The organism is Brachybacterium netajii (SeqCode) (assembly GCF_054114245.1).
In genome coordinates, this window is sequence record NZ_JBSYXB010000002.1 from 332379 (window position 1) to 346196 (window position 13818).

The 13818-nt window shown below is 70.6% G+C and carries 10 protein-coding genes; 6 read left to right on the forward strand and 4 right to left on the reverse strand.

Features of this window, described 5'->3' with window-relative positions; translation table 11 throughout:
* Positions 1-170 precede the first annotated feature (170 nt).
* On the forward strand, positions 171-1574 hold the full coding sequence (lpdA, locus tag ACXET9_RS05245) for a dihydrolipoyl dehydrogenase (RefSeq protein WP_457885448.1): 1404 nt from the start codon (positions 171-173) through the stop codon (positions 1572-1574).
* Positions 1575-1593: 19 nt separating this feature from the next.
* Positions 1594-3294, forward strand: coding sequence for a 2-oxoglutarate dehydrogenase, E2 component, dihydrolipoamide succinyltransferase (gene sucB, locus ACXET9_RS05250; protein ID WP_457885449.1), 1701 nt, complete (start codon positions 1594-1596; stop codon positions 3292-3294).
* A 172-nt stretch (positions 3295-3466) separates the two neighbouring features.
* On the opposite strand, the gene ACXET9_RS05255 is transcribed toward sucB, so the two are convergent.
* The gene (locus tag ACXET9_RS05255) at positions 3467-5392 is read right to left on the reverse strand and encodes a hypothetical protein (protein ID WP_457885450.1); all 1926 of its coding nucleotides are present in this window, start codon (positions 5390-5392) and stop codon (positions 3467-3469) included.
* 192 nt (positions 5393-5584) lie between these two features.
* On the opposite strand from ACXET9_RS05255, the gene lipB reads away from it, so the two are divergent.
* The 3 genes from lipB to ACXET9_RS05270 all read left to right on the forward strand — a co-directional run bounded on the left by lipB (position 5585) and on the right by ACXET9_RS05270 (position 8192).
* On the forward strand, positions 5585-6346 hold the full coding sequence (lipB, locus tag ACXET9_RS05260) for a lipoyl(octanoyl) transferase LipB (RefSeq protein ID WP_457885451.1): 762 nt from the start codon (positions 5585-5587) through the stop codon (positions 6344-6346).
* A gap of 65 nt (positions 6347-6411) precedes the next feature.
* The gene (gene lipA, locus ACXET9_RS05265) at positions 6412-7434 is read left to right on the forward strand and encodes a lipoyl synthase (RefSeq protein WP_457885452.1); all 1023 of its coding nucleotides are present in this window, start codon (positions 6412-6414) and stop codon (positions 7432-7434) included.
* A gap of 29 nt (positions 7435-7463) precedes the next feature.
* A complete protein-coding gene (locus tag ACXET9_RS05270) occupies positions 7464-8192 on the forward strand; it encodes a DUF4191 domain-containing protein (protein ID WP_457885453.1) in 729 nt (242 codons plus the stop codon).
* Between the two features lie 425 nt (positions 8193-8617).
* Here the strand turns inward: ACXET9_RS05270 and ACXET9_RS05275 are convergent, their stop codons facing one another.
* Positions 8618-9052: an RDD family protein gene (locus ACXET9_RS05275; RefSeq protein ID WP_457885454.1), complete on the reverse strand. Its 435-nt coding sequence runs from the start codon at positions 9050-9052 to the stop codon at positions 8618-8620.
* Positions 9053-9321: 269 nt separating this feature from the next.
* Between ACXET9_RS05275 and glnA the strand changes: the two genes are divergently transcribed.
* On the forward strand, positions 9322-10752 hold the full coding sequence (gene glnA, locus ACXET9_RS05280) for a type I glutamate--ammonia ligase (protein ID WP_457885455.1): 1431 nt from the start codon (positions 9322-9324) through the stop codon (positions 10750-10752).
* A gap of 129 nt (positions 10753-10881) precedes the next feature.
* On the opposite strand, the gene ACXET9_RS05285 is transcribed toward glnA, so the two are convergent.
* Positions 10882-12429 carry a glycoside hydrolase family 5 protein gene (locus ACXET9_RS05285; protein ID WP_457885456.1) on the reverse strand — a complete coding sequence of 516 codons (1548 nt, stop codon included), beginning with the start codon at positions 12427-12429 and terminating at the stop codon, positions 10882-10884.
* Between the two features lie 340 nt (positions 12430-12769).
* Entirely contained in the window at positions 12770-13780 is a 1011-nt protein-coding gene (locus tag ACXET9_RS05290) for a LacI family DNA-binding transcriptional regulator (RefSeq protein ID WP_457885457.1), read from the reverse strand.
* Positions 13781-13818: the final 38 nt, after the last annotated feature.

Below are 13818 nucleotides of genomic sequence, written 5' to 3' on the forward strand. Positions count from 1 at the left end.
CTCGGCGCCCCGGGGCGCAGGCGTGAGGTGCGCGGCCTTCGCGCCCCGGAATCTGCCGTCCGGGCGTCCTCGCGGCCTGTCCGTGGCCTAGCATGGGACCCGCAGGCGGCGCCCGGGGCCGACGGCCGCGCGCGCTGCACGACAAATCGCACTCACCGAGGAGCACACAGGTGGCGGATACAACCACTGACCAGTACGACGTCGTGATCCTGGGCGGTGGCAGCGGCGGCTACGCGGCCGCGCTGCGAGGAGCCCAGCTCGGCCAGAAGATCGCTCTCGTGGAGAAGGACAAGCTCGGAGGCACCTGCCTCCACCGCGGCTGCGTCCCCACCAAGGCCCTCCTCCACGTCGGAGAGGTCGCCGACGCCCCCTCCGAGGGCTCCGAGCTCGGCCTCGACATCTCCCTGAACTCCGTGGACGTCACCAAGGTCCTCTCGTTCAAGGACCGGATCATCTCCCGCCTCCACAAGGGCCTCCAGGGCCTGGTGAAGTCGCGCAAGGTCGACTACATCGAGGGCTTCGGACGCCTCACCGGCCCCAGCACCGTCACCGTGGAGACCGCCGACGGCATCCGCCAGCTGCAGGGCAAGAGCATCATCCTCGCCACCGGCTCCTACTCGAAGACCCTCCCGGGCCTCGACCTCGGCGGCCGCATCCTCGACTCCGAGGCCGCCCTCCAGCTGCCCGAGATCCCGAAGAACCCGATCATCCTCGGCGGCGGCGTCATCGGCGTCGAGTTCGCCTCGGTGTGGAAGTCCCTCGGCGCGGAGTCCGTGACGATCATCGAGGGCCTCCCCCACCTCGCCGCCAACGAGGACGAAGCCCTCTCCAAGGCCCTCGAGCGCGCCTACAAGAAGCGCGGCATCGCCTTCTCCCTCGGCATCTTCTTCGACAAGGCCGTCCAGCACGACAACGGCGTCACCGTCACCCTCGCCGACGGCACCGTCTACGAGGGCGACTACCTGCTGGTCGCCGTCGGCCGTGGCCCCGTCACCCAGGGCCTCGGCTACGAGGAGCAGGGCATCGCCATGGATCGCGGCTTCGTGCTCGCGGACAAGGAGACCCTCGAGACCAACGTGCCCGGCATCTACGCCGTCGGCGACATCGTCCCCGGCCTCCAGCTCGCGCACCGCGGCTTCCAGCAGGGCATCTTCGTCGCCGAGCGCATCGCCGGCCAGAACCCGGCCCCGATCATCGAGTCCGGCATCCCGCGCATCACCTACTGCGAGCCGCAGCTCGGCTCCGTCGGCCTCACCCAGAAGCAGGCCGAGGAGCAGTTCGGCGCCGAGGGCGTGGAGTCCTACGAGTACAACCTCGGCGGCAACGGCAAGTCCCAGATCCTCGGCACGACGGGCTTCATCAAGCTCGTCCGCGAGAAGGACGGCCCGATCGTCGGCGTCCACATGATCGGCTCCCGCATGTCCGAGCTCATGGGCGAGGCCCAGCTCATCGTCAACTGGGAGGCGTACCCCGAGGACGTCGCCTCGCTGATCCACGGCCACCCCTCGCAGCACGAGGCCATGGGCGAGGCCGCGCTCGCGCTCGCCGGCAAGCCGCTGCACGCCCACGCCTGACCCAGGAGGAGAAACCCCTATGTCTGAAACTGTGAAGATGCCCGCTCTGGGCGAGTCCGTGACCGAGGGCACCGTCACCCGGTGGCTCAAGGCCGTGGGCGACACCGTGGCGGTCGACGAGCCGCTGCTCGAGGTCTCGACGGACAAGGTCGACACCGAGATCCCCTCCCCGGTCGCGGGCGTCATCGAGCGCATCCTGGTCGAGGAGGACGAGGACGCCGAGGTCGGCGCCGATCTCGTCGTCATCGGCGACGGCTCCGCCGATGCCGGGTCCGACGACTCCGGCGCGGCTGCTCCTGCCGCGGAGGAGGCCCCGGCGCCTGCGCCCGAGGCGGCTCCTGCACCCGCCGCCGAGGCGGCTCCGGCCCCCGAGGCTCCTGCCGCCGGCTCCGCTGCCGGCGAGGAGATCACCATGCCGGCACTGGGCGAGTCCGTGACCGAGGGCACCATCACCCGGTGGCTCAAGGCCGTGGGCGACACGGTCGAGGTCGATGAGCCGCTGCTCGAGGTCTCGACGGACAAGGTCGACACCGAGATCCCCTCCCCCGCCGCCGGCACGCTCCTCGAGATCCGCGTCCAGGAGGACGAGGACGCCGAGGTCGGTTCGGTCCTCGCGGTGATCGGCTCCGGCGCCGCGGCTCCGGCCGCCCCCGCCGCCCCGGCCCCGGCTCCGGCGGCTGCAACTCCGGCCCCCGCTCCGGCTCCGGCCCCCGCTGCTCCGGCTCCTGCGGCCGCCCCGGCCGCCGCTCCGGCTCCCAAGGCCGACGAGTCCGTCTCGGGCGCCGAGTCCTCCGGCTATGTGACCCCGCTGGTGCGCAAGCTCGCGGCGGAGTCCGGCGTGGACCTGTCCTCGGTGAAGGGCACCGGTCTCGGCGGCCGCATCCGCAAGCAGGATGTCCAGCAGGCCATTGAGGCCAAGAAGGCCGCTGCCGCCGCTCCGGCTCCCGCCGCTGCTGCCGCTCCGGTCGCCGCCAAGGCACCGGCCGCGGTCCAGGTCTCCCCGCTGCGCGGCACCGAGGAGAAGATGACGCGGATCCGCAAGGTCACCGCGCAGCGGATGATGGAGTCCCTGCACTCGCAGGCCCAGCTCACGACCGCGGTCGAGGTGGACATGACCCGCATCGCCAAGCTGCGCGGCAAGGCGAAGGACTCCTTCGCCCAGCGCGAGGGTGCGAAGCTGACGTTCCTTCCGTTCATCATGCAGGCGGCGGTCGAGGGCCTGAAGACCTACCCGAAGATCAACGCCTCCATCGACGGCGACATGATCAAGTACGCGGCCAGCGAGAACATCGGCATGGCGGCGGACACCGAGCGCGGCCTGGTCGTGCCCGTGATCAAGAACGCCGGCGACCTGAACCTGGCGGGCCTGGCGCGCCAGATCGGCGACCTCGGCGGTCGGGCGAAGGGCAACAAGCTCACCCCGGACGACCTCCAGGGCGCCACCTTCACGATCACCAACACCGGTTCGGGCGGTGCCCTCTGGGACACGCCGATCGTGCCGAGCCCGCAGGTCGGCATCCTCGGCTGCGGCACCATCGTCAAGCGTCCGGCGGTCATCCAGAACGCCGAGGGCGATGACGTGATCGCGATCCGCTCGATGATGTATCTCTTCCTCTCCTACGACCATCGCCTGGTCGACGGCGGCGACGCCGCCCGCTTCCTCACCTTCATGAAGAAGCGTCTCGAGGAGGGTGCGTTCGAGGCCGAGCTCGGCCTCTGATCGCATCGCACGATCGTCCGGGCCTCGGCCCGGGCGACGCGCAGGAGCCCGGCACCATGACGGTGCCGGGCTCCTGCGCGTCCGGGGCGAGGAACTGCTCCGCCGCTGCCGCCCGCTCGTCGCTCAGCGGTCGTCGCTCAGCGGTCCCGGCGCCGGCGGGAGCAGCGGATGCTCACGCGTCGGCGGCCGACGGCTCGGTCTGGGTGATGATCCAGGCGTCGCCGTCCTCGACGAGGCGGAGGTCGACGCCGACGGCGCCGGCGTCCTCCACATGCTCGACGGTGCCGTCCTCGCGGGTGAGGTCGTGCGCGGGCGTGGACATGACCACGTGCAGGACCAGGGTTCCGTCGCTCGGGCCCTCGAGGACCGCGGCCTCGTGGACGACGGGTACTCCGCCGGAGACCTCGACCCCGGCATAGGCATCCCGCGCATCGTCGTCGGCGTCCCGTGCGGCGGTCCCGGCCTTGCTGACCGGCTCGTCCGAGGCCCCGGTGATGTAGGCGTACCGGGCCTCGACCAGGTCGATCGCCAGGGCGGTCGGGTCCTCGATCGCTCCGGTGCCGTCGGCGGAATCGTCCTCCGCCTCGGCCGCGGGGGTCCCGTCGGCGTCGGTCGCGGCGGGAGTCGACGTCGCGGTGCGCACCGGAATGGGTCCTTCCGCCACGGCGCGCGTCGAGCTGGTCGCGTACCACGAGCCGGCACCGAAGGCGCCGCCGGTGAAGAGGACCGCGGCGGCCCAGAGCCCGAAGAAGCGTGCGCGGCGCCGCTGCTTGTTGCGGACGAGGCCCTCGCGGGCGCCGAGACGATCGAGGGCTGCTGCCCGCTTCATCATCTCCTCGCCCTCCCCGGCGATCGATCGGAAGGTCGGGACGCGTGCGGACGGAGAGGAGGTCGACGAGGACGTGGTCCCGGGCCGGGTCGACGAGGACGACGATGAGGACGAGGTCGAGGGTCGAGAGCCGGTGCGCGAGGTCGACAGAGGGGTGCCCGTGCTCGGCGGAGGGGTCCGGGGCGCTGCGGATGGTGCGGCGGGGACCGTCCGGACCGGCGGTGCCGACGGTGCTGGGGTCACGGGCGCCGCGGTCGGTGCAGGCGACGCCGCGGGCGGTGCCGCGGGCGGGATCGGGTCGATTGAGTCGGCGGGAGAGAGCCAGGGATCGAGACGGGAGCCCGGATCGTCGGCCGCCTGCCCGAGATGATCGTCGATCAGCGCGGGGAGCCCGGAAGCCGTCGGCGGCTCGGAGGCCGTCGCAGGTGCTGCGGTCGCACGCGGCTCTGAGACCGGAATCACAGGGTTCTGGGGGGTGGTGACGGGCGCGGGAGCGGCCGACGGCAGGGTCGGAGGGGTCGCGCTTGGCGCGGCGGCAGGAGCCGCCGCGGACGGCAGAGGCGGATGGGACTGCGCCGTCGGGGCGGCGACGGGGCGCCGGGTCGACTGCGGGACGACCGGAACGGAGCCGGTCCTCGAGACGGCGGGCTGCGAACCCGTCTCCCGGACGGCGGGCAGGGAGCCCGTCCGCCGGACGGTCGGCAGGGAGCCGGTGGAGGAGACGGCGGGCAGCGATCCCGTGGGCGGGATGGCCGGACGGCGCAGCGTCCGATCGGGGTCGTGCAGGACGGAGTCCGTCCAGCGATGGTCGGCATGCGCCTCCGCCGAGGAGGTCGACGGCGTCAGGCCTGAGAGGTCCAGGACGACGACCGTGCCGTCGTGCCGCAGCCCGAGGCCCGATCCGTGCGGCGCCCCGAGCACCCATCCGCGCTCGTGCAGGGCATCCAGCAGCTCTTCGACCTGGAAGCGGGCATCCGCGAGGGCCTCGCGCTCGTGCGCGCTGGGCGCCGTGCCCAGGGCGCGCCGACGACCGCCGGCGCCGACGGTCCCGGACACGCCGAAGGGCGTGGCCGACTCCCGGTCGTATCCGTCGTGCTCGACCGAGAGCACGGCGGGGACGGCGACGATGCCGTCCAGCTCGAGTGCCGCGAGGAGCTGCAGCTCCTCGCGGATCTCCTCCAGTCCCTGGTCCGAGAGCGCGCGCACGCGGAGGAGGCGCTCGGTGCCGATGACGATCTCCCGCTCCTCGCGGAATCCGTCATGGCGCACGATGCGCTCTCGCGTGGCCCCCGAGCGCCGTCCCCGGACCGGGGTGCCCCGAAGCGGCATGCTCAGCTCGAAGTGCTCCCGGTTCATCCCGTCCATAGGGGGCACTTAACACCACTCCGGCGCACTGCGCCATAACTATCCACAACGTGAAGGTCAGGCGTCCGCCCTATGGACACGCAGTAGTGTGGAGGAGTGCTCGACGTGATCCGCCTCGGTTTCAGCGACCCCCTCCCCGGCGGCGATCGCCATGAGGAGTTCGGCCTCCCGCCCGGCCCGGTCGAGTTCCGCGCCGCCTGGGACATCCAGCGCTCCGTGCATGCGGAGGTGGTCGCGGGCACGCGTCCCCCCACGCTCCTCCTGCTCGAGCATCAGCCGGTGTACACGGCGGGGAAGCTCACGGCCGACCATGAGCGGCCGCGCGACGGCGCCCCCGTCGTCGACATCGACCGGGGCGGGAAGATCACCTGGCACGGACCGCAGCAGCTCGTCGGCTATCCCATCGTCACCCTGCCGGCGCCGATCGACGTCGTCGGCTTCGTGCGGGCCCTCGAGCGGTCGATCATCGACGTCTGCGCCGAGATCGGCGTCCCGACCGTCCCCGTCGACGGGCGCAGCGGCGTCTGGGTCGTGCCGTCGGGCGCCGGGGCGACAGGCGAGGACGCGCTGGCCGCGACGAGTGGGCCGGGCGCGAGCGGCGAGCATGACCAGGAGCGGAAGATCTGCGCCATCGGACTGCGGGTCTCGAAGCGCACGACGATGCATGGCTTCGCCCTGAACTGCGCGAACGACCTCTCCTGGGCCGAGAACGTGATCCCCTGCGGGATCGACGACGCGGGAGTGACGAGCTTCAGCCGCGAGCTCGGACGCCGCGTCCCGGTCGCAGAGGTCCTCGACGTCGTCGAGGACGCGCTCACCGAGCTGGTGGCGCACCGCACCACCGTGCGGGCGCGCTGAGCTCCCCCGCCCTGTCCCGCGCTCGATAGACTGCCGGGACAGTCCGATGGCGAGGAGGAACGAGCGTGACGATCGCTCCCGAAGGTCGGCGCATGCTGCGCGTGGAAGCGCGCAATGCCGAGGTCCCGATCGAGCGCAAGCCCGAATGGATCAAGACCCGCGCGGTGATGGGCCCCGAATACTCCGAGATGAAGCAGCGCGTGCACGGTCGCGGTCTGCACACGGTCTGCGAGGAGGCGGGCTGTCCGAACATCTTCGAATGCTGGGAGGACCGCGAGGCCACCTTCCTCATCGGCGGTGATCGCTGCACCCGGCGCTGCGACTTCTGCGACATCGCCACGGGCAAGCCGCTCCCCGTCGACCCGATGGAGCCGTTCAAGGTCGCCCAGTCCGTCAAGGAGATGGGACTGCGCTACTCCACCATCACCGGCGTCGCCCGCGATGACCTGCCCGACGGCGCGGCCGGCCTGTTCGCGCGGACCTGCGAGCAGATCCACGCGATGAACCCCGGGACCGGCGTCGAGCTCCTGATCGACGACATCAAGGGCGACGGCGAGGCGCTCCAGCAGGTGTTCGACGCCAAGCCCGAGGTCTTCGCGCACAACCTCGAGACGGTCCCGCGGATCTTCAAGCAGATCCGCCCGGCCTTCCGCTACGAGCGCTCGCTCGACGTCATCTCCCTCGCGAAGTCGCAGGGGATGATCACCAAGTCCAACCTCATCCTGGGGATGGGCGAGACGACCGACGAGATCCTCGACTCCCTCGAGCGCCTGCGCGCCGCCGGCTGCGACATCATCACCATCACGCAGTACCTGCGTCCCTCCAAGCTCCACCATCCCATCGACCGGTGGGTCAAGCCCCAGGAGTTCGTCGAGCTCTCCGAGGCCGCTGACGAGATGGGCTTCCTGGCCGTCATGGCCGGGCCGATGGTCCGCTCCTCGTACCGCGCCGGCAAGCTCTGGGCGCAGTCGATGCGGAAGCTCGGACGCGAGATCCCCGAGAACCTGCGGCACCTCGATCAGGACCAGCCGGCGCGTCAGGAGGCGGCCTCGGTCGTCGCCCGCCTCAGCGCGTCCTCGAGCCGCTGACCGTACCCCCGAGAGGAACCTTCCACCCCATGGCCCGCAACCGCGACAAGAGCGCCTCCGAGGAGGCGACGCCGAAGAAGACCGGCCGCATCCGGCAGATGATCGATGTCTTCAAGTACACGCAGGAGATCGACCGCACCACGGCACCGTGGATGCTCGGTGCGGTCGCCGCCTCGATCGTCGTCTGCATCCTGCTGAGCTGGCTGGTCTTCAACAGCCCCTGGTACGGCATCTTCATGGGCGTCCTCGTGGGCATCCTCGCGGCGATGCTGATCCTCGCCCGCAAGGCGGAGCGCGCCGCGTTCAGCCGGATCGAGGGCCAGCCCGGCGCGCCGCTCGCGGCGATGCAGTCGATCCGCCGCGGATGGAACGTCTCCGAGGAGCCGGTCCAGGTCGACCCGCGCAGCCAGAAGATGCTCTTCCGGGCCTCGGGCCGCGCCGGCATCGTCGTCGTCGCCGAGGACGCCTCGAACATCTCGATGAAGCTCCTGGAGAAGGAGCGCCGCTCGATCCGCCGCGTCCTGCAGCAGGAGGGCGTCCCCGTCCATCAGATTGTCGTCGGCGAGGGCGACGGGGAGATCCCGCTGCACAAGCTCCCCTCGCACATGATGCGGATGAAGAAGGTGCTCACCCAGGCCGAGGCCTCCCAGGTGGCCAAGCGCCTCGCCGCCCTGCAGCGCTCGATCCGGCAGTCAGTGCCCAAGGGCATCGATCCGATGCGCGCGCGCCCGAACCGTCGGGCGATGCGAGGCCGCTGAGCCGCACGCCCGCAGCATTCCCCCGGACCCCCGGTCGGCACCGCCGACCGGGGGTCCGTCGTCTTCTCGCATGCTTCGCGCTCGTGCGCACGTCATCGCGGACCCGGTCGTGGCGGGCATGGCCGACGGGCACGGCCCGCGGGATCTCGGGTTCCGTCCGCCCCCTGGCCGTTACCTGGCTGTTACATGCGTTATCTAACCGTTACACTTTGTATATGTGCAGGTCAGAGAGTCTTCAGTGGAAAGTCCCTGCGAGGGGCCTCCGGCGCTGCAGAGCGCCGGGACGGTTGCGGAGGACCGCTCAGGGCGACCGGAGGGCAGCGCATCACGGCAGAGGAGGAGCCCCCCCCGGCGCGCTCGACGGAGGTCCGGCTGAGGGGCGTCACCGGGTCGATCCGGAGGGGCGGCGGGAGCCGCCGCGGGACTCAGGCGCGCACGACCGCGGTCCCGGCCGCGACGTCGTGGAGGGGCTGGCGGTCGCGGTTCCACACGACCGCGGGGATCACCAGCAGCATCAGCGCGGTGCGGATGAGGGACCGCACGATCATCGGCGATCGGCCCCGGACGGGCAGGACCCGCAGGCCGAGGACGAACTGCCCGGGAGTCGCCCCGAAAAGCGTCTGGAACAGCAGATTCAGTGCGGCGAAGATCGACAGCGTGGCCACCGAGTCGTACGAGAAGAGGAGCATCGAGGCGGCCACTGCGAGGCTCCAGTCGATCACGAGGCCGAGGAGCCGTCGGCCGAAGCCGGCGACGGAGCCGGGGCCGTCGGCGGGGAGGCCGAGGGCTGCTCCCCTGACGTACTCGGGGTCGCCGGGGGCGCCCTCCATCCACGAGCCGAGGTCCTTGCGATCGATCACCCCCGAAGCCTATCCGTCGCTCTCGGGCGTCGAGCCGCCGCTCCCCCGCCCGGTGCCGGACCTCACCGTCCGGGCGATCCCCGGGGGCCGTTCCGGGACTCCCATCGGGACGATGCGGGGCGGAGCGGCTCCCGGAGTACCGCTCCGCGATCCCCCTAAGCTTGTGCGCACCGGCACTCCGTGCCCGGCCCCCGGACGATGCGGGGGCACCGATGGCCCTGCGGGGTACGACAGCACGAAGCGCACCGCACGGTGCGGATGGAGGAGATGTGTTCAGCAATCCCAGCGAGGTCGTCAAGTACATCGAGGAGGAGGGCGTCGAGTTCATCGACATCCGCTTCTGCGACCTGCCCGGCGTCATGCAGCACTTCAATGTGCCTGCCAGCTCGTTCGACGAGGAGGCGATCGCGACCGGCCAGCTCTTCGACGGCTCGTCCATCCGCGGCTTCCAGGCGATCCACGAGTCCGATATGAAGCTCGTGCCGGACCTCGAGACCGCCTACATCGATCCCTTCCGCGAGCGGAAGACCCTCATCATCAACTTCTCGATCGTGGACCCGTTCACGGACGAGCCCTACTCGCGCGACCCGCGCACGGTCGCCGCGAAGGCTCAGGAGTACCTGACCTCGACCGGCATCGCCGACACGGCGCTGTTCGCGGCCGAGGCCGAGTTCTACATCTTCGACGACGTCCGCTTCAAGACCGGCATCAACTCCGGCTTCTACGCGATCGACTCCGACGAGGCGTCCTGGAACACCGACCGCGACGAGTCCGAGTTCGGCGGCAACCAGGGCTACAAGACGCGCGTCAAGGGCGGCTACTTCCCCGTCCCGCCGAACGATCAGATGGCGGACCTGCGCGACGAGATCTGCACCGTGCTCAGCGCCACCGGCCTCGAGGTCGAGCGCGCCCACCACGAGGTCGGCACCGCGGGCCAGCAGGAGATCAACTACCGCTTCAACACGCTGCTGAACGCGGCCGACGACGTCATGAAGTTCAAGTACGTCGTCAAGAACACCGTGTGGAACGTCGGCAAGACCGCGACCTTCATGCCCAAGCCCCTCTTCGGCGACAACGGGTCGGGCATGCACACCCACCAGTCGCTGTGGAAGGACGGCGAGCCGCTGTTCTTCGACGAGCGCGGCTACGGCGGCCTCTCGGACATCGCCCGCTGGTACATCGGCGGCCTGATCGAGCATGCCCCCTCGCTGACCGCGTTCACGAACCCGACCGTGAACTCGTTCAAGCGCCTCGTGCCCGGCTTCGAGGCCCCCGTGAACATGGTCTACTCGGCCCGCAACCGCTCCGCGGCCATCCGTATCCCGGTCACCGGCTCCTCCCCGAAGGCCAAGCGCATCGAGTTCCGCGCGCCCGACCCGTCGGCGAACCCGTACCTCTCCTTCGCCGCGCAGCTCATGGCCGGCATCGACGGCATCCGCAACCGGATCGAGCCGCCGGAGCCGATCGACAAGGACCTGTACGAGCTGCCCCCGGAGGAGCACGCGCAGATCAAGCAGCTGCCCGAGTCCCTCGGTGCCGCGCTCGACGCCCTCGAGGCGGACCACGACTACCTCACCGAGGGCGACGTCTTCCCCGAGGACCTCATCTCGACCTGGATCGAGCTCAAGCGCACCACGGAGATCGATCCGTTCCGCTTCCGCCCGCACCCCCACGAGTTCGAGCTCTACTACGACATCTGAGCCTCATCCGAGCCTCGGAGAGTCCGCAGGAAGGCCCCCGGTCCGCACAGCGCGGATCGGGGGCCTTCCCCCGTTCCCGGGGCTCTCCGAGCGCTCATGTCGCACGGGGAGTGCACGGGGAATGCACGCTCAGGAGGTGCGGACGCCGTCCAGGTAGACCGCGGTCTGGCCGGAGCTGTTCAAGGAGGAGACGAACTGGATCCCGATCTCCCGCACGGACCCGCGATCGGCCACGGAGGAGAGCGGGAGGGTGAGCGTCGTGCCGGAGGTCGACACGGTGGCCGATCCGCTGTCCGTCCAGGCCCAGGCGCTGCCGGTCTTCACGTAGAGCTTCGCGTGCAGGCCCGAGCCCACGTCGCCCCAGGCTGCGCGGCGGACTGTCGCGGTGAGCGAGGAGGCCGAGCTGAGACTCCTGTCGCCGGTCAGGTGCACGTAGTGCTGGGAGCCGGAGGACATCATGATGTCCGCCTTGAGCGAGGAGGCGCCGTCGGCCGACCATTCGTCGGACTGCCAGGGGCCGCCCAGGAGGCTGTCTCCGCTCCAGGATCCGATGCCGTCCTCGAAGTCGGCGATCGTGGCGGCGCCCGAGCCGCCGGTGCCGCCATCGGTCCCGCCGGTCTCGCCGGTGCCGCTGTCGCCGCCGGAGCCGGTGTCCCCGCCGTCGCATGCGCCGTCCTGGCGCCACTCGGCGTAGGGGGCGGAGGCGACCAGGATGTCCTGGAGGAAGGTGCCGGCGGCGGTGTTCCCGCCGGAGCCGGTGAAGATGCTCGCGCCCTCCTCCTTGTCGTTGACGGCCCAGTTCGCCCAGGAGATGAGGTTGACGTTCATCCAGTCGAGCCACTCGTTGGTGGATTCGTAGTCGATGGCGCCGTCGCCGGAGGCGTCCACGAAGCCCATCTCGGTGACGAACAGCGCGATGCCGGAGGCGAGGGCGGCGTCGGCCTTCGCTCGCAGCGCGCTGCCGTGGCTGCCCGCGTAGAAGTGCAGCGTGTAGGCGATGTTGCTGTGGGAGGTGATGCGGTCGGCGGCGGCGTGGTCCACGTCCTGCGACCAGGTCGGGGTGCCGACGACGATCAGGTTGTCCGAGTGGGCGCGGATGGCGGGGATGACCTGCTCGGCGTACGCCTTCACGGTGCTCCAGGAGACCTGCTCGGGCTCGTTGAAGATCTCGAAGACGACGTTGTCGTAGCCGCCGAACTCCTGGGCCATGCGGGAGAAGAAGTCGATCGCGGCCGAGGGGTCGTTGAAGGCCTCATGGGCGTGCCAGTCGATGATCACGTAGATGCCGCGGGCGATCGCCGCATTCACGACGGTCCGGATGAGGGCCTCGTCGGAGGTGCTGTAGGGCTGGCCGGAGGTCTGGATGCCGTAGGCCGCGCGGACGACCTCGGCCTTGTAGGAGTCGACGAGGGTGTCGATCGTCCCGGCGGTCCACCACTTCGCGGACCAGTTGCTCCAGAACATGCTGGAGCCCTTCACCATCACAGGCTTCCCGGTGCGGGAGCCGTTGATGCGGTTGCCCGAGACGACCATCTTCCCGTAGTGGCTGACGGGATCGGAGCAGCCCGCGGCCCGGGCCGGAGCCGCCGGGGACAGGGTCGCGACGGCGGGGGCCGCGGCGAGGGCGGCGGTCAGGCCGAGCATGAGGCGTCGGGAGAAGAGCGCCGATGCAGTCACCGGTGTCCTTTCGCGGGTCGACGGCGCGTTCGGAGGGAGCGGTCGAGGCTCCGGGTGCAGTGCGGCGGATGCGCGGCATCGCGCCCCGTCCACGCCTCCCCGAAAGTTCGCTGATCTCCGAAAGCGCTATCGCCCTGGGTGCGGAAAAGGAGGGGCGGTTCCCCTCCTCGTCCACGCGCGTCGCGACGATGCCGGCGCGCGTGGTCCGTCTCACTAAAGCCGAGCGGCGCAGCGGGTGTCAAGCATCGCACTGCAGGTCAGCCGGATTGTCGGCTTTGCGGCCCGGTCGCCGGTCAGCCCGGTTGCCCGACGGCAGGGCGGAACGGCGCCTCAGTGGCCGTCAGTCGCATTGCGGAGCGGCGGCCGTGCTGTCGCGGACGACCAGCTCGACGCCGATGGTCTCCTGCGGGGGATCCGCCTGGGGGTCCTCGATCATGCGGATCAGGCTCTCCCCCACCTTGGCGCCGATCGCCGAGACGTGCTGGTCGACGGTGGTGAGGTGCGGGAGCGTCATCTCCGCGACGAAGGTGTCGTCGTACCCGACGACGGAGACGTCCTCGGGCGTGCGCAGACCGGCCTCGTGCAGCGCGCTGAGGGCGCCGGCGGCCATGAGGTCCCCCGAGCAGACCACGGCGGTGAACGCGACCCCGCAGTGGAGGATGCTGCGCATGGCCCGGTAGCCGCCGGCGTCGTCGTAGGTCTCGGTCTCCTCGAGATCGGGGTCATGCGCGATGCCGTGCTCGGCGAGGGCCGTGCGATAGCCCTCGGCGCGTTCACGGCCCACGAGGAAGCGCTGATCGCCGGAGAGGAAGGCGATCCGACGGTGGCCGAGCGCGACCAGATGGTCGACGGCGATGTGCGTGCCCTGGCGGTTGTCCGAGGTGACGTAGCCGGTGCGGGGGCCGAGGACGGCGCTGTCGATGAGCACGAGGGGGATGTTCGTGCTGACCAGTTCGCGCAGCGCCGGCTCGTCGGGGTCGATGCCGAACACCGCGACCCCGTCCACGCTGCGGCTCATGCAGTGGCGTGCGAAGGAGTAGTTCTCGTCCTCGGTGTTGGGTGAGAGGAACAGCAGGTCGTAGCCGGTGCCGTCGAGGGAGCGGCGCAGGCCTTCGACGAGGTGCGCGATGAACGGCGTGGTGAGGGCGTCGATCAGGAACAGGCCCATGGTCCAGGAGCGGCGCTTGACGAGGCTGCGGGCGACGACGTTGGGCCGGTAGTCGAGCTCCTGGATCGTCCGGGTGACCCGCTCGCGGGTCTCGCGGCTGACGTCGGGATAGTCGTTCATCACCTTGGAGACGGTCGATACCGACACTCCGGCCTTCTCGGCCACCTCGCGCATCGAGATCATCGCAGTCCTCTCACACGCTCCAGGATACGACGAGCGGC

Coding starts and splice junctions, on each gene's coding strand:
- sucB (WP_457885449.1), top strand. CDS start 1,594: ATGTCTGAAACTGTGAAGATGCCCGCTCTGGGCGAGTCCGTGACCGAG.
- ACXET9_RS05270 (WP_457885453.1), top strand. CDS start 7,464: ATGGCCCGCAACCGCGACAAGAGCGCCTCCGAGGAGGCGACGCCGAAG.
- ACXET9_RS05290 (WP_457885457.1), bottom strand. CDS start 13,780: ATGATCTCGATGCGCGAGGTGGCCGAGAAGGCCGGAGTGTCGGTATCG.